Genomic DNA, 21538 nt, shown 5'->3' with positions numbered 1-21538 from the left:
TCTCGCGATCCAGTACGGGTCGAAGACGCAGACGATCCCCTTCGTCAGCAGCACCGATGACCTCGAGTATCAGATCGTGAGCGACATTCGCGCCCTCACGCAGCCCAAGAAACCGGTGGTTGCCGTGATGGACGCCACGGCCGCGGCCGGTCAGCAGGGCTCGACGTTAGGCCAGTTGACGGAGGAGCTCGGCAAGTCGTACACCGTGCGCACCGTCTCGGCCACCGATTCGACGCAGCCGGCCCCGGACGTGGCCGCGGTGGTGCTCGTCGGCTCGCCGCCCATGCTGACGCCTGCCGCGGCGGCGCGCTACAGCGCGTTTTTCAAGCGCGGCGGCAGCGCGTTGGTCCTCGCCTCCGGCATGCGGGTGAACGACCGCTATCCGATCGCCGCGCCGCAAGTGGTGTCGTGGAATCAGGTGCTCGAACCGTTCGGCGTTGAGATCAGGAACGATATGGTGTACGATCTCGCCGCCAACGCAATCGTACCGATGTCGACATCCGGCGGCGTGGAAGTGCTGCAGCGATATCCGTTGTTCGTGCGCGCGCACAGCACGGGCGCATCGGTGGTGAATCGCGATGTGAGCGATGTGCTGCTGCCGTGGACGAGCAGCATCGACACGACGAAGAAGGCGGGCTACACGATCACGCCGCTGCTCGTGTCGAGTCGCGCCTCGGGCGCGGACACCGGGAGCGCGACGATCGTGCCGTCCCAGAATTGGTCGCAGGACGGACTGGCGTCGCGCGTGCTCGCGGTGCAGGTGGCGCCGACGGGGAGAGGGAAGGGCGCCAGCGCGCATGGCCGACTGATCGTCGTCGGCAACTCGGATTTCGTGAGCGACCGGTTCGTGCAGAATGCGCAGGGCAATCTCGACCTGGTGCTCAATGCAACCGACTGGTTGGCGCAGGACGAGTCGCTGATCAGCATTCGCTCGAAGAACGTGGCGCCGCCGCCGCTCAGTTTCGCCAGTGCGGCCACGCACGATACGGCGGAATATGGGAACATGGTGGCGGTGCCGGCGATCGTGGCGTTGTTAGGCCTTGGGCACCTGTTGCGACGCCGCCGGCGGTCGCGCGCGACGCCCGAGCGCCGCGGGGCCGGATTGGTCGAGGCGGCCATATGAGCAAGACGGCGCTCGTACGGATCGCGGTCGCGCTCGCGATCGCGCTGGTGGCGTGGGGAGCGCTGGCGCTCGTGCACGGGCCCGTGTCCGACCGGCCGGCGTCGCTGGCGCTGCCGCGCATCGACACCGCGCACGTGGACACCATCCTGCTGGCGAAAGGACGCGACACGACCGTGTTGGCGCGCGGGGCCGCACGGGCGGGCTGGACCGCGAACGGCTATCGCGCCGACTCGGGCGCGGTGGCGTCGTTGTTAGGCGGCCTCGCCGACACGGCGAGGCAGACGGAACTGGTGTCCGAGGGACGCGGGATGCACGCCCAGTTGGGCGTCACGCCGGACAGCGGCACATCGGTGCGGGTCGACGCCCGCGGCGCGCGGGTGCTCGATCTGGTTGCGGGCAAGGCGGCCGACGATGGCAGCGGCGTGTACGTACGGATGGCGAATGCGGATCCGGTGTATGCGTTGCACGGCGCGCTGGCGTCGGCGTTGCATCGGGACGCGAACGAATGGCGCGATACGCGCATCGCCGATGTCGTGCCGGACAGCGTTGGCGCGATCGAAATTCGCCGGAAGGCGATGTATGCCTTGCGCCGCGGGCCTAACGGATGGCGATTCGCCTCGGGTGCAGCGGCGGACACATCGGCTGTCTCGAGTTTGCTCGGCCAGTATCGCGACTTCCGTGCATCGGGATTTGCGCCGGCGCGTTCGAGCGACTCGACGGCGGGGCACGCGGCGCCGATCCACGTCGCACTGCAGGATCGCCACGGCAAGACGATCTTCGGCCTAACGATGGACTCGGCTGTGAGCGCGGTGACGGCGCGTGCGGACACGGGCGGCGTGCGCTTTCTGGTGAGCCCGTGGCAGGTCCGGGAGCTCGCGCCGCCCGAGAGCACGCTGATCGTGAAGAAGAAGCGCTGATCCGGGGGCGCCTGGCACCAACACAGGGTCAAGGATAACACCGCCGTCGTTCTCTTCTCCTGCGCGAGTGGCTGGGATACCGTTTCCTCATGTCTTGCATCTACGTTCATGAAGACGCGGACACAGCACGAACACAGTGGACGCGACACGAGCAAACCCAAGGCGTTGATTTTCTCTCGGTGCTTTGTCCGTTGTGTCCTGCTTTGTCCGCGTCTTCATGAGCGTAGCACTCTGCCCGTCCGGCCTGCCTCGCGATCCATCTTCTATCGTTCGTTCGCCTTTTTCCCGCCACGTATACCTGAAATTCCCGAATTACCCATTTAATTGAATCCGCAGGTTGGCTCATGGCGTACAGCCGACGACTCGCGGCCCTCGAGAGGACGAATGGACCGTCGCCAATTTCTCGGCAGCACAGCGGTGCTTCTCGCCGCGCCACGCCTCGCGCGCTGGGAACGCCGCCGCACGCGGCTCATCCTGCTCGGCACTGCCGGCGGTCCGCGACCGCACAAGACACGCGCCGCGCCAGCGCAGGCAATCGTAGTCAATGATACCGTCTACGTCGTGGACTGTGGCAACGGTGTCGCACGACAACTCGTGTTTGCGGACCTGCCGCTTTCAAGCGTGCGACACATCTTCATCACGCACCATCATTCCGATCACAACGCCGACTACGGCAACCTGATCCTCCTCGCGTGGGCGGCCGGCCTGCGCACGCGGCTGGATGCTTGGGGCCCGCCGCCGCTCGAGCGCATGACGGACCTGTTCTTCGCAATGAATGCGACAGACATCAGCGCCCGGACAGGGGACGAAGGGCGGATGCCGCTTCGGCCGCTCGTGCACGCGCATGACGTGCGCGGCGGCGGCCCGGTGATGCACGACGACAACGTACGCGTGACGGCAGCGGTCGTGCACCATCCGCCGATGGTGCCCGCGTTCGCCTACCGGTTCGACGCCGAGGACCGGTCGATTGTCATCTCCGGTGATACCACGCCGAGCGAGAGCTTGGTGGCGCTGGCGCGGAACGCGGACATCCTGGTGCACGAGGCGCTGTTCGACGCCGCGTCCGTCGACCGGCTCGTCGCGCACGTGCCTAACGCGTCAGATCTCCGGCGCAGCATTCTGTCACATCACACGACGGCGGAAGAAGCCGGTCGGATCGCCGCCGAGGCACAGGTGGGCACGCTGGTGCTGTCGCATCTCATCCCGAGCGAGGATCCGGCGGTCACCGAGGCGATGTGGAGCGATGCAGCCCGCAAGCATTTCGGCGGCCGAATCCTCGTCGGGCGAGACCTGATGGAGATGTGAGCCATAGCGTTAGGCGGTTGGGCAGCTGTGATGAGGGACGTCGAGATTCCCCCCATGGACAGATCAGTCACTGCACGGGAGGCGGCATGCGAGGTTCGACGGCCACGATATCTTATATCGTTGCGATGGTCGCCGTGATCGTCGCGGTCGATGTGCTGTTCTTCAAGGGCCGGTCGGGGCAGCGCCTGCTGGCGAATGCCGGAATCGTCCTCATCTTCGCCGCGTTCTACGTCAGGTTTCTGAAGCGCGGCTGAGCGTGCGGCGCCCCGTTCATCAAGGCTGTCGGCGACCGCCGGCATCGGCCCGATGTGAGCGTTAGGCATGGAACGAGAGCGGCGTACGGGACGTGCCGTCGGCGCGTTTCTGGGTCTGACCTTCGCGAGCACCTGGGCGCTCTGGGCCGTGGTCATCCGCGCATCCGCAAACCACGGCGCGTCGAGCACGGCCGCCGGCCCCGCCTTCGGCGGCCCGGCGTTCCTGCTCGGCGTGTTCGCGCCCGGAATCGTTGCGCTGGCGCTCACCGCGTGGCATGGCGGACATCAGGCGCTTGCGGCGCTGCTCCGGCGCATCGTCCAGTGGCGCGTTCCGCTTCGTTTGTACGCGTTCGCGCTGCTGCTCATGCCGCTGACCAAGCTGGCGGTCGCGCTGCTGGTCCGCGCGACGACCGGCGCGTGGCCACGTTTCGGCGAGACGCATCCGGTAATCCTCGTCGCGGCGACCGTCTTGTCGACGGTCGGGCAGGTGGGCGAGGAAGTCGGGTGGCGCGGCTACCTCCTGCCGCGCCTAACGGGACGCATGGGCCTCGCGGCGGCGAGCGTCATCGTCGGCATAATCTGGGCGGCGTGGCACCTGCCGCTCTTTTTTACCCCCGGAGCAAACACCTATCACCAGTCGTTCCCGCTCTACGCGCTGCAGCTGACCGCGTATTCGATCGCGCTCGCCTGGCTCTACTGGCGATCCGGCGGCAGTTTGCTGCTCACGATGTTCATGCACGCCGCCTTCAACAACATGAAAGACATCGTACCCTCCGGCGGGGTTGCGGCCGGGCACGTCTTCACTTTCGATTCGACACTGGTATTCCGGCTGACAGTGCTGGTGTTATGGATTGCCGGCGCGGTGCTGCTGGTGCGCATGTGGCATGCACCGCGCCAGATCAATGGCTCCACCGCTGCCTAACGCTCGATCCTGGGACGCGCACGGGCGGCGGCTGCCGCAAGGACGTCCGCCATCCGCTCATCGCGTGATCCGTAGCGCGCCCACCCCTCGGCATTCGAGCGGTACCGGTAGTCCGTCATCGTCACGTCCGCGCCGTGATCGATGAGAAACATCACGGCGTCCAGATTCCCGTGAATTGCGGCCTCGTGGAGGATGCTCGCGGGCTCGTGCGTGGCCCAATCGGTGTTGATGTCGGCGCCGTGCTCCAGCAGAAACGTGGCAATCTCGAAGTGCGAGTTGAGAACGGCCCACGCGAGTGCGATGTCGAGCGTCTGCTGCGTCGTCGGCGGCCCCCAGTGCAGGTCGGCACGGGGAAAGTGCGGATCACTGTGCGGGTAGTGTTGCGCCAGCTCGCCCAGAGCAGGGTGGCCGGCTGCGTCGAACCAACGAGCCACTGCAGCCGCGTCGCCCGCGCCGGCGGCGTGCGGCAAATCGTTAGGCAGCGGCCAGATCCGGGTTAACAGCGGAAGGAGCCGCGCGGTCCCGTACGACAGCGCTTGCGCAATCAATGACGACCGCGGCGTGGGCGCCGGCTCGGTGTGAAGAATCGCCGGATCGCGATCCAGCAACGTTCGGATGAACTCCCCTCGATCCTTCTCGTAGCAGGCGGGCAGCATCAGCTCGGCTTGCAGAAGCGTGAACGGGGCGTCGAGAATCCACGGCTCGTCGTCCAGCCAGCCACGAAACGTGGCGAGATCGTTCCGATCGAGAGCGTCCTTCAACTGCAGTTCGACGAACGCGTGCCACAGCGTCGTCTCGGGCTGCATGTGCCAGAGGGCGTCCGGATGTCGAATCAGAAAGGCGACGAACGCCTCGCAGCCCTGCCAGCGATCGATACGGCGGCCGAGCTCGGGATCGAGGGCGATCGCCCGCTCGAGGAGCAGAAGCGCGACGGCGGTGTGCGAGAATCGGCACGCGCTCATCAACGCGTTGCCTAACGCGAGCTGCTCGCCGGGTGCGCCGTCATCCGGGATCGGCGCGGCACCATCGAGCCGCGCGCGGACCGCGGCGGCGTCGCCGAGTGCCGCGAGGACGTCGAGAGATCGCGGCGGTGCGGTCTTTTTCGCGAGCAGCTGCAGCATGGCCGATGCGCCCGGCTTTATCACCTGCTCCCAGGTCGTACGCTCGACCGTTGCGCCGGCGTCGATGAGCATCTCGGCGGCAACGGGCCGGGTGTAGATGCGCTCGCGTTCGGGATCCGAGCAGTCCATGGCGTAGGACATGGTGGCATCGAGCAGCGTCCGTCCGGCTGCGTCGCGCCACGAGACCAGCGCCGGGTATTCGCCTAACAGAGCGCGCAACCGATCGTGATCGGCATTGTGAATCGCCACGCGCGCGTCCGCGGCGGCCCGATCGAGCCCGTGGCCCAGGCGGTTTGCCACTTCGGCCGTCAGCGCCGGCCAGCCGGCGAATCCGTATTCGCGTGCGATGACGAGCTGCGCGTCGCGATTGGACAACGGCAGCGCGGCGTGCGGCAGCTGCGCTGTTATGCGGGCGATGGCGTCGCCATTTCCGGCGGCGGCGTCGCGGGCGAGTCTCTTCGCTTGTTTGCGAAGCGAGTCGAGGGACGGATGTGCGGGCAGATCTCGAGCAGCGAACATAGCGCCTCCTTTCACGAAACGCCTGTACCCGCTGCGCAATCAGGCTGAAAGAAGGTGCACAGCACCGCATTTCAGTGTGTGACAGGTGGGAATCGTTCCCTTGCCGCGGGTTGGAGGCGCCCTGTCAGGCGCACTGATGGGAACTATCGTAAGGAACGGCGCCGCTGTCAAAGGCTGGCGAGTTGCGACCACCCGCGTGGGCGACGACCAGTGCAACCTTCCGTTCGACGGATTGTGTCGGCGGGGAATGCGGCGGCGAAGCGGAATCCCCATCTGCCTGACGGTCTCCTCGTGCACCCAACCTCGGCGCTCGTCGTTCGCAAGCTCATCGCGGCCATCGAAGGCATCGGTTGTGCGTTAGGCGCGCGGCTCTTTCTTCGCCATGCCGTGATCGTGACGCACGCGCATCCCGATGTCTGGCGAGTCGCGCCGCTGCACCTGGCGGCGTTCGGCCTGTGCGTCGTGGGCGCTCTGCTGCTGTGGTTCGAACAAGCGACTGCGTCGCGTACCTCCGGGCCATGCGCTATGCTTCCGCCGTCCTTTACTCCGCAGGCCGGACAATCATGCGCAACCTCAGTCTTGCCCTCGCCCTCGTGGTCTTGGGTGTCGCACCGGGCACGTCCATTTCTCCGACGCCTCGGGCGCGCGTCCCGGTCGGCGCCAGCGTCGCGACGACACGCTTCGAGATTTCGTTTCCTGTCTCCGCGCACGACGGACCGATCACGGGCCGCGTCTTCCTCGCCCTGAGCCGCGATTCGGCGCCGCCGCCCATCGCGAACGCCGGCTCCTTTACCAGTAGCACGCCGCTCTTCGGACTCGACGTGAGCGCACTGGCGCCCGGCCAGGCCGCGGTGATCGACGCGTCGACACTTGGATATCCCACCAAGTCACTCGCCGACATTCCCGCCGGCGAGTACTGGGTGCAAGCGGTGATGAACGTCTACACCGAATTCCATCGTGCCGACGGACACACCATCTGGGCGCACATGGATGAGTGGGAGGGGCAGAACTTCACTTCGTCGCCGGGCAACATCATCAGCGAGCCGCAGCGGGTGCGCATCGATCCGTCCGCGGGCGGTACCGTGCAGATCTCGCTCACCTACGTCATCCCGCCCATCCATATGCCGGCGGACACGAAGTGGGTGAAGCACATCAAGATTCAGAGCACGTTGCTCACGAAGTTCTGGGGGCATCCATTCTACCTCGGCGCCACGGTCCTGCTCCCCGCGGGGTACGAGACACACCCGAATGTGCGCTATCCGGTCGTATTTGAGCAGGGGCACTTCGGCCTTGGCGCACCGCTCGGTTTCAATCCGGACAGCGTCTCGCTGCCGCCGAAGTTTCAGACGCTCCTCGGTTCGTACAACCGGGAGCCGGGATGGGTGTTCGCACGTGCGTGGATGGGACCGCACATGCCGCGGATGATCGCGGTGACCTTTCAGCACCCGACGCCGTACTTCGATGACTCGTACGCTGTCAACTCGGCGAACAACGGTCCGTACGGCGACGCGATCATGAGCGAGCTGATTCCGTATCTCGAATCGCACTTCCGGATGATCGAAGCGCCGTATGCGCGCGTGCTAACCGGCGGCTCGACGGGCGGGTGGGAATCGATCGCGCTGCAGATCTATCATCCCAAGTTCTTCGGCGGGACATGGACGCTCTATCCCGATCCGGTGGACTTTCATCACTACGGAACGTTCGACGCGTACGCCGACACGAACGCGTTCGTGGACGACGCGCCCGGCATCGCGCCGTTCAGCCCAATCAGCTCGTGGTACCATCCCGAGCGCATGGTCATGCGCGACAACGACGGGCAGCCATGGCTGAGCATTCGCGACATGAGTCGTTTGGAAGACGTGCTCGGGAGCCATGGGCGATCGGGTGAACAGTTCGAGGCGTGGGAATCCGTGTACGCTCCTGTCGGCGCCGATGGCTATCCCGAGCCGCTGTGGGACAAGAAAACCGGACACATCGATCGCTCCGTGATCGATTACATGCGCGATCACGGCTACGATCTCGAGGCGTACCTCGCGAAGAACTGGGAGACCGTGGGCCCGGATCTCGTGGACAAGATCCACGTCGATGTCGGGGACATGGACAACTTCTATCTGAATCTGGCGGTGATGGACCTGCAGCACTTCCTCGAGTCGACGACGTCGCCGCACGTGCCGGGGGTGTTCCGTTACGGGCGCCCGGAAAAGGGGCATGGGTGGCAGCACGTGACTAACGCGGAGTTGATCGAGGAGATGGCGGCGGCGATCACGAAGCACGCGCCGTCCGGCGCGAACATGAAGGCGTGGAAATACTAGCCTTTGCCCCGTGCTCTTTGTTATCCTTTGGACCCTTCGTCGATGGGACCTGGTCCTCGCGCGATCACTTGTGAGCGCGGAGCCGAGTCCCCACGACAAAGGGTTCAAAGGAAAACGAAAAGGATGTAAGGGATGGGGAAGATCGCAGCCATGGACGTGCAAACGTCATCGTTCACGTACCTGGTGTAGGTCACGCGCGCGAACAACGCACCTTCCCTCGCGTGGCAGCGATCTTCTCCATCACCTGCATCCTTTTTGTTTTCCTTTTGAGCGTTTGTCGAAGATCTCTCCCTGTGGCTTTTCGTTGGAGACTCGCCACGCGGTGGCTGCCCCCGCGCCTCAGAGCTCAGTACGCCTTCCCACCTCGAGATCACCCACACGAAATCCCGAAGAGCCTCTTAGTTGGCCCGCCTGCAGCCGCGCTTCCAACCCCACCATCCACGTTGAGTACATGACATTCGTCGCACCTTCGTAGCGCAGCGTAAGTGGTAACGGGGAACCCAATCGGCGTGTCGATTTCCGCGGGCTCCGTTCGTCGCCTGGTTGTAGGTTCCTCAACTCACGGATGGAGGCGTCGAATGCGACGGGTCAGAATCTTCGAACACATCTCGCTGGATGGCGTGATTCAACACGGCAACGATGCTGACGGCGGCTTCCCCTACGGTGCCTGGACGGCGGTGTATCGCAGTCCGGACGGAGCCCAAGCCGTGGCCGAAGCCCAGGGGGAGAACGTCGACTTTTTGCTCGGCCGCCGTACCTACGACCTCTGGTCCAGCTACTGGCCGACGGTCAAGGGCGGTCCGTTCGCGGACACGATAAACGCCGCCACGAAATACGTGGCGACGCATCGTCCGGACAGCCTCGAATGGGGCCCGGTCGAGCCGCTCGGCGCGGATATCGCCGAGGGCGTTCGCCGGCTCAAATCAAGAGACGGTCCGGACCTGATCGTCTTCGGCAGCTCGACGCTGACCTCGGTGCTGTTCGAGCACGGACTTGTCGACGACGTGGTGCTGGTGGTCTATCCGGTCTTACTGGGTCGCGGCAAGCGCGTGCTCTCGGACCGCGTCGCAGCGCGCGAGCTCGCGCTCGTTAGCACAAAGGCCATGGCGACGGGCGTGGTCATAAACACGTACCGGCACGTTGGCTCGCTGCGAACCGCATCCTAGCGCCGTCCTCGGGTCTCCAGCGTGTGACTCCTCTCGCGCCTAACGTGACCCGGCGCGCTGCGCGCCATCGATGATCGACGCCACCGCGGTATACGTCGTCGTCGTGATTTTCCTCGCGACGCTGGTCCGATCCACGGTCGGCTTCGGCGAAGCGCTTGTCGGCGTACCGCTCCTCGCGCTCCGCGTGCCCGTCGCTGTGGCGGCGCCGCTGGCCGTTGTCGTCTCTATCCTGATCGCCGGATTGATCGTCGCGCAGGATTGGCGCGACATCGAGGTGCGCAGCGCCGGTTGGCTCGTCGGATCATCGCTCGTCGGAATCCCGCTTGGCCTGTTGCTGCTGACGCTGGTCAGCGATCACATCGTCAAGGCGATACTCGGTGTCATCATCGCCGCGTTCGCGACCTATTCGCTGACGGCAAAACGCGTTCGGCATCTCGAGCACGATCACCTGTCCCTGTTGCTCGGCGCCGGGTTAGTCTCGGGAGTCCTTGGCGGTGCGTACGGCATGAACGGTCCGCCGCTCGCGGTGTACGGATCGCTGCGCCGTTGGGCGCCGCAACGGTTTCGCGCGACGCTGCAGGGCTACTTCCTCGTCGCGAGCTTGGCCGGGCTCGCCGGCTATGCAGCGGTCGGTCTGTTGCACCCGCCGCTCGGACGCTACCTGCTGCTGTCACTCCCCGGCGTGTGTGTCGGCGTCGTGATCGGTCGGGTGTTCAACCGTCGTTTGCGGGGCGACACCTTCTTTCGTGTCGTGTACGTTGGATTGATCGCGATCGGATGCGTACTCATCGCGCAGTCGATGTAGACCGGCGTGCGGGTCCTGACTAACCGGGACGACGCGTTGCAACCGGAGACATTCCGCGCCGTACGGCGTGACAGTCGACGCTGTCTCGAAGTCTGTCGACTTGCATTAGTCCATGTGCAGTGCGGCGGCCGCATCGATGCGGAGCGCCCGCCACGTGGGAATGGCACTCGCGAGCGCCGTGACGAGCAGCAATCCCGAGGCCGACGCCACGAAGGTGGCCGGATCCATCGGCCGATGCCGAAGGGCTGGCGCGCCGGCAATTCGGCGGCCTGCGCCACCTGGCGGAGCGCCGCCGGCGGCCGTATACTCGCTAAGTGAGAGGAACCCAACGCCAGCCCTGAGGCGGCCACAATGTCCACCAGCTCCGCCGACATCATCCGCGGCACCGCCGACATGCTGATCCTCAAGCTCCTGGACGTCGAGCCCATGCACGGCTGGGGCATTGGCCAGGAGCTCGAGCGCCGGTCGCGAGCCGCGCTCCGCATCCAGCCCGGCGCCCTCTACGGTGCCCTCCATCGGCTGGTGCGCGAAGGCTGGGTGCGATCGTACTGGCAAACCACCGAGAACGCGCGGCGCGCGCGCTACTACGCGCTCACGCGATCGGGAAAGCGCCGCCTGGACGTCGAGACCGAGACCTGGCATCGCCTGGCCGGCGGCGTCGCGCTCATCCTTGCCACGCGCTAGGGAGACACCATGCGACGGATCATTGCCGACGTGCGGTTCCGCATGCGCGCGTTGTTCGGCACCCGTGCCCAACGCGAGCTCGATGACGAGCTGCGGTTTCATCTCGAGATGGATGCGGCGACGCTCCGCGCGCGCGGCATGCCGGCGGCCGATGCCGAGCGGCTGGCGCGGCGGCAATTCGGCAGCCTGCGCCGAGAGGCGGAGCAGGTGCGGGACGCCTGGGGCGTGTCGCTGGCGGACGAGTTCGTCTCCGACGTCCGGCACGCGCTGCGCCAGATGCGGCGGCGAGCGGGCTACACGGCCATCATTCTTCTGACGTTAGGCCTGGGCATCGGCGCCACGGTGGCGCTGTTCAGCGTGGTCAGCGACCTGCTGCTCAAGCCGCTGCCGTATCCGGAGGCGGATCGCATCCACGTGTTCTGGAGCGACTACGACTGGCGCGGCGAGGAGTACGACTTCGTGCGCCAGCGCCCGGGCGTCTTCCAGCACCTGGCGGCGTTTTCGACCAACGGTGCGCCGTACCGGCCTAACACAAACGGCGCCGATGGCGCGCGGCTGCTGCCGTTCGTGGTCGCCACGTCCACCTTGTTCGATGTCCTCGGCACCCGGCCGATGCTCGGCCGCCCGTTCGACGCCGCGGAGGACAGGCCGGGCGCGCCGCCGGTGACCGTGATCAGTTATGGCATGTGGAAAACGGACCTGGGCGGCGATCGGCGGGTGATCGGACACCGGATCATGCTCGACGGCGAACCGGTGACCGTGGTCGGCGTGATGCCGCGCGGATTCTATTTCCCCACGCCGGACATTCGCGCGTGGCGTCCGTTGGCGCTCGACCCCAAGAGCCCGATGTACACCAGTGGGTATCTGACCCTGATCGGGCGAACCGGAGCGGGCGTGCCGCCGGCGCTCATCGAGAGCGACGTCCGGCGCATCGCGCGTGCGTTAGGCACCAGGTTCACGTATCCCGTGGCGTGGGACAAGACCAGGAATCCGTACGTGCTGCCCGTGCGCACCTACCTCCTGGGCGACGTCCGCGACCCGCTCGTGCTGCTGCTCGCGGCGGCGACGCTGCTGCTCGGCATCGCGTGCGCCAACGCGGCGTCGCTGATTCTCGCCCGCACCAGCGACCGCGGCGGCGAGATGGCCATGCGGCGAGCGTTAGGCGCGGGGCAGTGGCGGCTGGCGCGGCAGGTGCTGGCGGAATCGCTCGTGCTCGCCGCGGCAGCGGCAGTGCTCGGCGTCGCCGTGGCGACCGCCGGCTTCCGGGCGCTGGTCGCCGTGCTGCCGCTGGCCCACGGCTTCGCCGGCACCGTCGCCATCGGATGGGCCACGTTCGCGTCCGCGTTCGTGCTCGCGCTGCTGATCGCGTTGGTCGGATCCGCGGCGCCGATTCGCCGGCTGGTGGGCAGCGGCGCCGCCGTGAGCCGCGAGCGAAGCGAGGAAGGCCTGCGCCGAGGGACGCGTCGGATTCACGGCGCGATCATCGTCTCCCAGGTCGCATTCGCCGTCCTGCTCGTCGTCGGCGCGACGCTGCTCATTCGCTCGGTCGACAACCTGCGCTCGGTCGACATGGGATTCGATCCGCACGGCGTGTCGACCTTCACGCTCGTCACCAGCGACAACATGACGCAGGCGTCGGAAACGCGTTTCTTCGACGAGGTGCTGGCGCGGGTGTCGGCGCTGCCCGGCGTTCGCGCTGCCGGCCTAACGAACAGGTTGGCGCTCCGCGACGAGGGCTACCAGGGACCGATGGGGATCGAGGGCCGCCCCGACCTCGACGGCAAGAACCGTCCGAACAGCCTCTATCGCACGGTCACCCCGGGTCTCTTCGCCGCGATGGGGATGCGCGTGATCGACGGCCGCGGCATCGACTCCACCGATGTCATGGGCAGCATGCCGGTGACGGTGATCAGCGAGTCGTTCGCGCGCCGCATGTGGCCGGGACAGAGCGCCATCGGCAAGCACATCTATTCCGGTTGGTCGGGCAAGATGGTGGCACTCACGGTGGTCGGCGTCGCGCGGGAGACGCGAATGACCACGGTGACCGGCGACCTACCGTTCACGATGTTCGTCCCGCGGGCGCAGCAGGCGACGAACTCCGGGGGCGTGCTCGTCGTGCGGTCATCGACACCGCCCGCGTCGCTCATGCCGGCGGTGCAGCGTGCGATCGCGGAGATCGATCCGCAGGTAGCCGTGGCGCGCGTCGAGACCATGGATGAGGTGGTCGCCGCGGCGTTGGCCGAGCCGCTCCGGCTGCGGTTCTTCCTGACGGTGTTCGCGGCCATCGCGCTCGTGTTAGGCACGATCGGCGTCTATGGCGTCGTCTCCTACGCTGCGTCCCGCCGGCGCGCCGAGTTTGCGATCCGGATGGCGCTCGGCGCAACGCCGAAGCGGGTGCTGAGAGAGGTGGTCGAGCGTGGGCTCGTGCCCGTCGTCGGCGGCGTGGCGATCGGGATCGGTGCGGCGGTGGCCGTGAGCGGCCTGCTGCACCGCTTCCTCTTCGGGTTAGGCGCGACCGACCCGGTGAGCCTTGGCGCGGCGGCCGGCGTCCTGACGGCGGCGGGCGTCGTCGCGGCACTGGTGCCCGCGGTGCGGGCGGGGCGCACGAGTCCGGCGGAGGCGTTGCGGGCCGACTAACGGATTGGATTTCGGTCGACGCGCCCCTCTGCAATTTGCCCGTCCCGCGTCGAGGCGGTTACCATTGAGGCATGGACGCCACGCCGATCGCTTGTCGCCTGACCCCCGAGGAGCTGCGCCGCGCCGCGGGCGAGCTGCTGCCGGGCTTGCTGCGCAGCGCGCGCACGGTAGCGGCCGCCGACGCGGCGCTGCGCCTAACGCTCGACCCGACCGATGGCTCGATCAGGCGGATCGCATCGGTCATCGAACGCGAGCGCCGCTGCTGTCCGTTTCTCGATTTCGTGCTCGAGATCCCGGCGGCCGCGGACTCCGTGACGCTCACCGTGTCCGGACCCGACGGCACGAGCGAGCTCTTTCGTACCCTGGCCGCGGAGTTGGACCGCGGCCCGGCCACGTCGGCGGGATAAGCGACGCCTAACGGCCAGCAAAGAGCCGCGCCACTGCCGCCCGGCGCCGCCGGCTCACCGGCACGACCGCACCGTTCGTCAGGACCAGTTCCACGCAAGCGTTCCGCCGCCGCAGCGCGGCAACGCGATCCACCCGCACGATGTACGAGCGGTGCACGCGTACGAACGCCTGCGGATCGAGCGTCTGCTCGAGCGCATCCAGCGACGTCCGCACCAACTGCCGTTTGCCGCGGGCGACGACGGCCGCGTACACGTCGTCGGCCTCGATGTAATCCACCGATTCGAGCGGAATCACGAGATCAGCGGTTCCTACCCGAGCCACGAGCGGGACCGCCGCCCGGGCGGCGGCGCGCTCGGGCAGCTGCCTAACCGATAACCGGCGGCGCACCCGCTCGAGCATCGCGTCGAAGCGGGCCTCGCTCAGCGGCTTCGTCAGGTAGTCGGCGGCCTCCACCTCGAACGCCGGCAGCGCAAACTGGTCGAACGCCGTCACGAACACGATGATCGGCCGATCGGCGTTCGACCGCTCGCGAGCCACCTCGAGTCCGGTGCCGAGCGGCATGCGCACGTCGAGCAGCGCGAGGTCGGGTCGCATCGACGCCAAGGCGGTGCGCGCCTCATCGCCATCGCGGCACTCGGCCACGATGTCGACATCGGCATGACGAGACAGGAGCTGTCGCAGCGCGCGCCTCGAGAGCTCCTCATCGTCGGCAATGAGCGCGCGAATCATGACGCGGACGCGACCGGCGCGGCGCGCGTCTGCGCACGAGTGAACGGGATCGCGATCGTGACGTGCACGCCGCGGCCGTCCGCGCCGGACCCGACGGTCAGCGTCGCCCTCGCGCCGTACAGGTGCTCCAAGCGGCGCCGCGCATTGGCGATGCCGACGCCCGAGCCGTTGCCTGCCGATGACAGACCGCGGCCGTCGTCGCGCACCGTTAGCACGAGTGATCCGCCATCCACGGACGCGCCGATCGCGATGGCGTTGCGCTCGCGTCCGTGCAGCACGCCGTGCTTGAGGGAGTTCTCGACGAAGGGCTGCAGGATGAAGACCGGCACCATGGCGTCGGCGGGCGCGGTGTCGGTGTCGAACGTCACGGCCAACCGGTCGCCGAACCGCATCTGCTCGATGCGCAGGTACTGCCGCACGAAATCGAGCTCCGAGGCCAGCGTGGCCTCGTTCGCGTCGCCGGCGTTGACCGTTGCGCGAAGCACGTCGCCGAGCAGGGCCAGCGCGCCTAACGCGCGCTCCGTGTCGCGGTCGCGCACCAGCGCCATCACCGCGTTGAGGCTGTTGAACAGGAAATGCGGCTGGAGCTGCATGCGCAGCGCGCCTAACTGCGCCCGCCGGAGCTCGGCTTCGAGGGCCGCGGCCTCGCGCTCGCGTTCTCTGAGGCGCGCCGCGTTGCGCCACGCATAGCCGGCGATGACGATCGCGAAGTAGACGAGCGTCGTCGCGGCGAGGCCGCCGAGGAACCATCCGCGGGCCGCGGCCCACAGTCCCTGGCTCGACGGGCGCGCCCATGCGTTCACGAGCGCGTCGGCCAGGGCCAGCAGCGCGCCGGCGATGAGGCCGGCCAGCACGTGCACCGCTACCGACGCCGCCGCGAGCGGCCACCGGAGAGGAAAGCGTTCGGCCAGTGCCAGGATGGCTGGCGTTAGGAGTGCCCAGCCGAGCCATTGCGGCGCCTCGCCGATGAACGCGCGCCAGGCGGCAATCGGCCGGCCCGCTTGCGCGGCGAATATGACTGTTTCCGCCGTTGACAGCAGCGTCGGGATCAGCCAGATCGCCGCGATCTGCCACGTCGGTATCCAGCGATGATCTGCGTTCGCGCGATGCGACGGGCGCTCGGGACTCATGGCGATCATGATCGGTTGAGCCGGCGCGCGGTGCAAGGGACTCGCGACCGCTCGCAACGGCAAGTGCACCGCTCGCGACAGCGCGCTTGCGGCGCGGTGCTCGGCGCGCATGAATTGCCCGCCATGACGCCCTTGCTCCTGATCACCGCGCTCGTGGCAGCGCTCGCCGACACGAGCGGATGTCGCCCTGTATCCGGCCTCGACGCGCACGCGCTGCTCGTTCGCGCTGCAACCGCGACGGGTCTCGACACCGCCCGGCGCACCGTGCTCCAGGTGCACGGCTACGATGTCGTGCAGCACGCATACGAATCCGATCGCACGTATCCGCCGTTTCTCGCCGAAGTCCAGTCGCTCGATGAGTGGTTCGATCCCGCGTCGGGCGTGCAGCGTACGACATCGCACTCGACCATCGGCGGATACGAGTTTGGTCTCACCACCATCGGCGACGAGCACGCGTCGTATCTCGTGCGCGACACGGCGCTCGTGCCCAGTCCTGCGGTGCACGGCGCGTTGTACCAGACCAGGCCGCTCGATGTGTGGGCAGTCCTAACGGACTGGCTGGCGGCGACGGACGTGCGCGTCGCGGGACGATGCACGTACCGTGACTACCCGCGCATTGTCCTCACGCGGCGCGGTGTGCGGGGACCCGAGGAGTTGTACCTCGATCCCAAGTCGGGCTACCCGGAGAAGCTCGACCGCGAGGAGCCGCACTACCTGTGGGGCCAGGTACACGTCGAGTTCGTGTGGTCGACGTGGGATCGCGTCCAGGACGCGCACCTTCCGGGCGCCGCCTTCCGTATGGAAGATGGCGAGACGGAGATCGCGCGCGTGTTTGGCGTTAGGCGCTTGGCGCCGCGCGACAGCGCGCCATCGCTGGCGGTGCCGGCGCACGAAACGGCGATGACGCCGGCGATCGCCGCGTTCCTGGCGCCGAAGCGTCCGGATACCGCGCGTGTGAGCGACAAGGTGTTCGTGCTGCGCAACGCCGGCTACGGCGAAGTCGTGGCGCTGGATCGCGACACCGTATACGTGTTCGACGCCACCCAGGGCGAGGAGCGCGTGCGGCAAGACTCGACGTGGATCGCGACGCTGTTCCCCAGCCACCATCCTATCGTGGTAGTGGTCACCGATCTCGCGTGGCCGCACGTGGCCGGTGTGCGCGCCTGGGTCGCCCGCGGCGCGACGATCGTCTCGCATCGCGCATCCCGCGCATTTCTCGAAAAGGTCGTGAACCGGCGTTGGACCCTCGCGCCCGATGACCTCGAGCGCCATCGCTCGCACGCCATCTTCCGCTTTCGCGCGGTGAGCGACTCGATGTCGTTGGCCGGCGGCGATATCGATGTGTTTCCGATCGATGGCGCGGCGAGCGAAGTCGCGCTGGCTGCCTTCATCCGGCCGGCGCGGTTCCTGTGGGCCAGCGACTACATCCAGGACCTGAGCGCGCCAACCCAGTACGTGGACGACGTCGTGGCTGCCGTTAGGCGTACCGGAGTCAGGCCGTCCAAGGTCGCAGCCGAGCACGCCCCGCTCGCCGGCTGGGCCCGCGTGTCGGCGCTGGCAGCGCCCGTCTCGTCGCCCTGAGCAGGGCGAGGCGCGGGAAACTTCGGCCCGGCGACCGGTGTACCGAGCGGATGCCCTTCGTAACGAGGTCACCCGTGCGATTCCTCCTGTGCGCCATGGCACTCGGCGCGGTAGTCGCCTGCTCGCAGTCCAGTGTGTCTCCCATGGAGCCGTCGGTTGCCGGCGTGTGGTCGCTCGACTCGGCGACGATATTGTCGCCTCGGACGATGCACTTGTCGCAGCACGACGATGCCGTCGCCGGCACCGGCTCGTCGATGGGCGTCGATGTGCCGATGCCGGTCGACATCAGCGGAAGCTTCAGCCCGCCCACCGCCGCGAGTCCGCCGCTGCTGTCGCTCATCTTCCAGTTCGAGAACGGAGGCGGGATCACCGGGCAGTTCACCGGAACGCTCACCGCACCGAATCACATCCGGGGCTCAGTTATCTTCTACGGGATCACCCAGACGCCGCAAACGGCCACGGCGTCGTACACCAGGCGGTGATCGCCGATCCGTTAGACAGGCAGTCGTCCGGACCTGACGCACGCGGCCGCGTACGGTTAGCATGAGGCGACGCCTGCGGCGGAGCATCCGGCGATCGATCCGCCAGAGTGGTGATGGCTGCCTAACCGACGGCGACATCGATCACCGACCCGCGCAACCCGTCCGCTGCTGCCGTCACCGTCGCCGGCCCGCGCTCGGGTAACGCCTGTACGATCGCGCAACAGAGGCCGTTGAACGCACTCCGCCACGTATCTTTGTCGCTCTCGTGCGAGCTGGGGTCGCCGTTCCCAACGCCGATCACCGCCAGCGGTCCCGTGACGCCGAAGGTGACGCGGTTCGATGCCGTCGGCACGGTCCGGCCCCTGGCGTCGACGATGCGCGCCGCGACCACCGACACGTCCATGCCATCGGCCGTCAATCGAACGCGATCGGCCTCGAGCGCGACGGCGGCCGGCGACCCCGCGGTCTCGCGGCGCGCCGTGAGCACGACGCGGCCGCCGCGATAGCCGCGCGCCTCGAGGACGCCGGGCGCAAACGGCACCTGCCACGCCGCGTGTCCGTTAGGCGAGACGCGCTCGGCGGCGCCGGCGATGCGCGCGCCGTTCAGGAACAGCTCGACGCGCTCGAGATTCGTATGGCACCACACCTCGATCGGCTGCCCTTCGCGTCCGGCCCAGTTCCAGTGCGGGAAGACGTGGAGCACGGGCGCCGAGCCCCACTGCGCCTGATAGTAGTAGTAATTGTCTTTCGGAAATCCGCACGTATCCATGATGCCGAAGTGCGAATTGATGCACGGCCACCCGTACGGCGTGGGCTCGCCGCGATAATCGAACCCCGTCCACACGAAGCCTCCCGAGGCCCACGGCCGGGCGAGATACGCCGTCCACCACGCCTCCGCCGTCGATGCCCAGGGCGGGAAATTCCGGTCGTACGCCGACGCGTAGCCGCGCGCGGGGTCGTTGGCGTAGATGCCCCGCGTCGACACGGTGCTTGCCACCTCGGTGCCCATCGCCGGTTTGCGCGGAAAGAGCGCGCGGAACTCATCCATCTCGCGCCCGATGTGATAGTTGAAGCCCTGCACATCGATCACGCCCGTGAAGCCTTTGCCCCAGTCGCCGTTCATCGCCGCCGTCACCGGACGCGTCGGATCGAGTTGCCTAACGGTAGCCTTCATCACCTCCGCCATGCGCGCGCCCCGGTCGGTGCCCTGTTCGCCGTCCTCCTCGTTGGCCAGCGACCAGGCGAAGACGCACGGATGATTCCGGTCGCGGCGCACCAGGCGAGCGAGTTGGCTCAGCGCCTCCGGGTCCGCGCCGAACATGCGCGTCTCGTCGAGCACCAGCATGCCGAGCCGGTCGCAGGCATCGAGCAGCTCGGCAGCCGGCGGATTGTGCGACGTGCGGTACGCGTTGGCGCCCATCGCTTTGAGGCGCTCGATCCGGTAGGCGTGCAGGCGGTCGGGCAGGGCAGAGCCGACGCCGGCATGGTCCTGGTGATTGCACGTGCCGCGAATCTCGATGTGTTCGCCGTTCAGCAGCACGCCGCGGTCAGGGTCGAACCGCACGGTGCGAATGCCTAACGGCGTCTCCGTGCGATCCACCTCCACCCGGTCTACGGTGACCAGCGTGACGAGCGTGTACAGGTGGGGTGCGTCGAGCGACCACAGCGACGGCGAATCGATGCGCATCGCTTGATCGACGGTGGCGGAACCGGCCGCTGGGATCGTGACCGGATCCGATCTCGAGGTTTGTACGACCTGTCCGGCGCCGTCCCGCGTCCGCAATTCGATGGTGCACCGCGCGTCGGCGTCACTGTCGTTCTGGATGGTCGTGGCGATGCGCGCCGTGGCGCTGCGCTTTGCGCCGTCCACGGTCGTGCGGACGAACGTGCCCCACAGCGCCACGTGCACCGGCGCCGTCTTGACGAGCCACACGTGGCGATAGATGCCGGCGCCCTCGTAAAACCATCCTTCGTGCTCGGTTGCATCCACGCGCACGACGAGCACGTTGTGGCCGCCGTAGTTCAGTCCGGCGGTGATGTCCACCGCGAACGGGGCGTACCCGCTCAGATTGCGCGCCACCAGATGCCCGTTGAGCGCAACGATGCAATCGCGAAACACGCCATCGAACTCGAGTGAAATGCGTCGGCCCACGTCCTCGGCGGGAACAGCGAACGACTTGCGATACCAGCCGATGCTCGTACCGGGATGCGCGCGCCCCACGGGCTTGAACCCGTAACTCGTTAGGCCGTGGTCATCGACGAACGGCAGCTCCACGGCCCAGTCGTGCGGCAAGTCGAGCCGCCGCCATGACGACGCATCGAAGTCGGCGTGCGCCACCGGAGCGAACAGCTCGCCGGACTTGGCGAACTCTTCTTCGGCGCCGTAGCCGAAGTCACGGGCGGGTTCGGATGCGTGTCCGAGATGAAAGCGCCAGTCGGTGTCGAATCTGATGCGTTCTCGCCCGCCGCCCGCGACCGCCGGCGACATTCCGGCGTCACCGCGCGCGAGCGAGGCCCGCGCGAGGGTGGTTCCGACAACGCGATCGGTCGCCGTTCGCAGGGCGTCGAGCGACGATGGGATGGTGACGAAGCCGAGGACGGAGGCTGCTCCTGTGAGCAGGGCATCGCGGCGGGACATTTTGGAATCGGACATGGTTCCGTGTGGTTGGTCGCGACGCATAACTTTCAACCAATGCGTGGGCCTCACAAGCGACCAGCGCCGGATGTGGCCCGGAACGCGGTGCCCGGCTCCAATGCGCGTGCCGAGACGGCAGGCGCAGCCGGCGATTGCCTAACAAAGAACGCGGCCCTCGCGCTCCGCGTGGCCACGATGTCCGACGTCCCGGCGCTCAACGCCATGATTGCGGAATCCGCTCGGGGACTGAGCGCGGGCTATTACACGCCTGCGCAGGTCGACGCTCTGGTGACGCATGTTTTTGGCGTCGACACGCATCTCGTCACCGATGGCACTTACTATGTGATCCACGCGCCGGACGGCGCGCCCGCCGCGGCGGGTGGCTGGAGTTCGCGTCGCGCTCTGTATGGTGGCGATCAGATGGCGTCGCACGACACGACAGACGCGCGGCTCGATCCGACGCGGGACGCCGCAAAGATCCGCGCGTTCTTCGTGCACCCGGCGTTCACACGGCGCGGCCTGGCGCGGCGACTCTATGCCGAATGCGTCGGCGCCGCGCGTGCGGCAGGATTCCGTCGGATCGAGCTCATGGCGACGCTCCCCGGTGAACCCCTGTATCGCGCACTCGGCTTCGCGGAAATCGAGCGCATCGAGGCCACGCTGCCGGACGGCGTCGTGGTCCCGCTCGTGCGCATGGCGCGCGCCGTGTGAGACCGGCATCCGCATTTGCGCGGGGCGCGGGACCGGTGCCACATTCAGCGGCGACCGTTCCCGGCGTCGCGCATCGCCGCCGCGCCGTCCTCGTTGC

At 67.4% G+C, this 21538-nt stretch carries 20 protein-coding genes; 14 read left to right on the top strand and 6 right to left on the bottom strand.

What is annotated here, in order from left to right; all coding sequences use genetic code 11:
* From VFW04_09830 to VFW04_09810, 5 genes are all read left to right on the top strand, one after another.
* Positions 1-1123: Gldg family protein (locus tag VFW04_09830; GenBank protein ID HEX5179619.1), on the top strand; the 1123-nt coding region annotated here is incomplete at its 5' end.
* Positions 1120-2040 carry a DUF4340 domain-containing protein gene (locus tag VFW04_09825; protein HEX5179618.1) on the top strand — a complete coding sequence of 307 codons (921 nt, stop codon included), beginning with the start codon at positions 1120-1122 and terminating at the stop codon, positions 2038-2040. The genes VFW04_09830 and VFW04_09825, both read left to right, overlap by 4 nt.
* Positions 2041-2424: 384 nt before the next feature.
* Positions 2425-3345 carry an MBL fold metallo-hydrolase gene (locus tag VFW04_09820; GenBank protein ID HEX5179617.1) on the top strand — a complete coding sequence of 307 codons (921 nt, stop codon included), beginning with the start codon at positions 2425-2427 and terminating at the stop codon, positions 3343-3345.
* An 86-nt stretch (positions 3346-3431) separates the two neighbouring features.
* Positions 3432-3599 carry a hypothetical protein gene (locus VFW04_09815; GenBank protein HEX5179616.1) on the top strand — a complete coding sequence of 56 codons (168 nt, stop codon included), beginning with the start codon at positions 3432-3434 and terminating at the stop codon, positions 3597-3599.
* 67 nt (positions 3600-3666) lie between these two features.
* On the top strand, positions 3667-4521 hold the full coding sequence (locus VFW04_09810) for a type II CAAX endopeptidase family protein (GenBank protein HEX5179615.1): 855 nt from the start codon (positions 3667-3669) through the stop codon (positions 4519-4521).
* Here the strand turns inward: VFW04_09810 and VFW04_09805 are convergent.
* Both VFW04_09805 and VFW04_09800 read right to left on the bottom strand, forming a co-directional pair.
* A complete protein-coding gene (locus tag VFW04_09805; protein HEX5179614.1) occupies positions 4518-6161 on the bottom strand; it encodes an ankyrin repeat domain-containing protein in 1644 nt (547 codons plus the stop codon). The genes VFW04_09810 and VFW04_09805 overlap by 4 nt on opposite strands.
* Before the next feature lie 357 nt (positions 6162-6518).
* The gene (locus VFW04_09800) at positions 6519-6653 is read right to left on the bottom strand and encodes a hypothetical protein (protein ID HEX5179613.1); all 135 of its coding nucleotides are present in this window, start codon (positions 6651-6653) and stop codon (positions 6519-6521) included.
* 71 nt (positions 6654-6724) lie between these two features.
* Here VFW04_09800 and VFW04_09795 point away from each other — a divergent pair, with 71 nt between their 5' ends.
* The 3 genes from VFW04_09795 to VFW04_09785 all read left to right on the top strand — a co-directional run bounded on the left by VFW04_09795 (position 6725) and on the right by VFW04_09785 (position 10444).
* Positions 6725-8473 (top strand): alpha/beta hydrolase-fold protein, encoded by a 1749-nt coding sequence (locus tag VFW04_09795; protein HEX5179612.1) that lies wholly within the window; start codon positions 6725-6727, stop codon positions 8471-8473.
* 578 nt (positions 8474-9051) lie between these two features.
* Positions 9052-9639 (top strand): dihydrofolate reductase family protein, encoded by a 588-nt coding sequence (locus tag VFW04_09790; protein HEX5179611.1) that lies wholly within the window; start codon positions 9052-9054, stop codon positions 9637-9639.
* A gap of 70 nt (positions 9640-9709) precedes the next feature.
* On the top strand, positions 9710-10444 hold the full coding sequence (locus VFW04_09785; GenBank protein HEX5179610.1) for a sulfite exporter TauE/SafE family protein: 735 nt from the start codon (positions 9710-9712) through the stop codon (positions 10442-10444).
* A 105-nt stretch (positions 10445-10549) separates the two neighbouring features.
* On the opposite strand, the gene VFW04_09780 is transcribed toward VFW04_09785, so the two are convergent.
* Complete coding sequence (locus tag VFW04_09780; protein ID HEX5179609.1) at positions 10550-10672, bottom strand: hypothetical protein; 123 nt, start codon at positions 10670-10672, stop codon at positions 10550-10552.
* Between the two features lie 123 nt (positions 10673-10795).
* Here VFW04_09780 and VFW04_09775 point away from each other — a divergent pair, with 123 nt between their 5' ends.
* From VFW04_09775 to VFW04_09765, 3 genes are all read left to right on the top strand, one after another.
* A complete protein-coding gene (locus VFW04_09775; GenBank protein HEX5179608.1) occupies positions 10796-11128 on the top strand; it encodes a PadR family transcriptional regulator in 333 nt (110 codons plus the stop codon).
* A 9-nt stretch (positions 11129-11137) separates the two neighbouring features.
* Positions 11138-13765, top strand: a complete 2628-nt coding sequence (locus VFW04_09770) for an ABC transporter permease (protein HEX5179607.1) — start codon at positions 11138-11140, stop codon at positions 13763-13765.
* Positions 13766-13836: 71 nt separating this feature from the next.
* Positions 13837-14172 (top strand): hypothetical protein, encoded by a 336-nt coding sequence (locus tag VFW04_09765; protein HEX5179606.1) that lies wholly within the window; start codon positions 13837-13839, stop codon positions 14170-14172.
* A 7-nt stretch (positions 14173-14179) separates the two neighbouring features.
* Here VFW04_09765 and VFW04_09760 read toward each other — a convergent pair whose 3' ends face one another.
* Both VFW04_09760 and VFW04_09755 read right to left on the bottom strand, forming a co-directional pair.
* On the bottom strand, positions 14180-14902 hold the full coding sequence (locus tag VFW04_09760) for a LytTR family DNA-binding domain-containing protein (protein ID HEX5179605.1): 723 nt from the start codon (positions 14900-14902) through the stop codon (positions 14180-14182).
* The gene (locus VFW04_09755; GenBank protein HEX5179604.1) at positions 14899-16143 is read right to left on the bottom strand and encodes a histidine kinase; all 1245 of its coding nucleotides are present in this window, start codon (positions 16141-16143) and stop codon (positions 14899-14901) included. Before VFW04_09755 ends, VFW04_09760 begins: the two co-directional genes overlap by 4 nt.
* 12 nt (positions 16144-16155) lie before the next feature.
* On the opposite strand from VFW04_09755, the gene VFW04_09750 reads away from it, so the two are divergent.
* Positions 16156-17613: a hypothetical protein gene (locus VFW04_09750; GenBank protein HEX5179603.1), complete on the top strand. Its 1458-nt coding sequence runs from the start codon at positions 16156-16158 to the stop codon at positions 17611-17613.
* A gap of 74 nt (positions 17614-17687) precedes the next feature.
* A complete protein-coding gene (locus tag VFW04_09745; protein ID HEX5179602.1) occupies positions 17688-18095 on the top strand; it encodes a hypothetical protein in 408 nt (135 codons plus the stop codon).
* A 121-nt stretch (positions 18096-18216) separates the two neighbouring features.
* Here the strand turns inward: VFW04_09745 and galA are convergent, their stop codons facing one another.
* On the bottom strand, positions 18217-20748 hold the full coding sequence (gene galA, locus VFW04_09740) for a beta-galactosidase GalA (GenBank protein HEX5179601.1): 2532 nt from the start codon (positions 20746-20748) through the stop codon (positions 18217-18219).
* Positions 20749-20787: 39 nt separating this feature from the next.
* On the opposite strand from galA, the gene VFW04_09735 reads away from it, so the two are divergent.
* Positions 20788-21441, top strand: coding sequence for a GNAT family N-acetyltransferase (locus VFW04_09735; GenBank protein ID HEX5179600.1), 654 nt, complete (start codon positions 20788-20790; stop codon positions 21439-21441).
* Positions 21442-21538 lie beyond the last annotated feature (97 nt).

The organism is Gemmatimonadaceae bacterium, from assembly GCA_036273715.1.
GTDB lineage: Bacteria > Gemmatimonadota > Gemmatimonadetes > Gemmatimonadales > Gemmatimonadaceae > JADGGM01.
The sequence above is the reverse complement of the archived record's forward strand: the minus strand, read 5'-3'. Positions and strand labels throughout refer to the sequence as shown.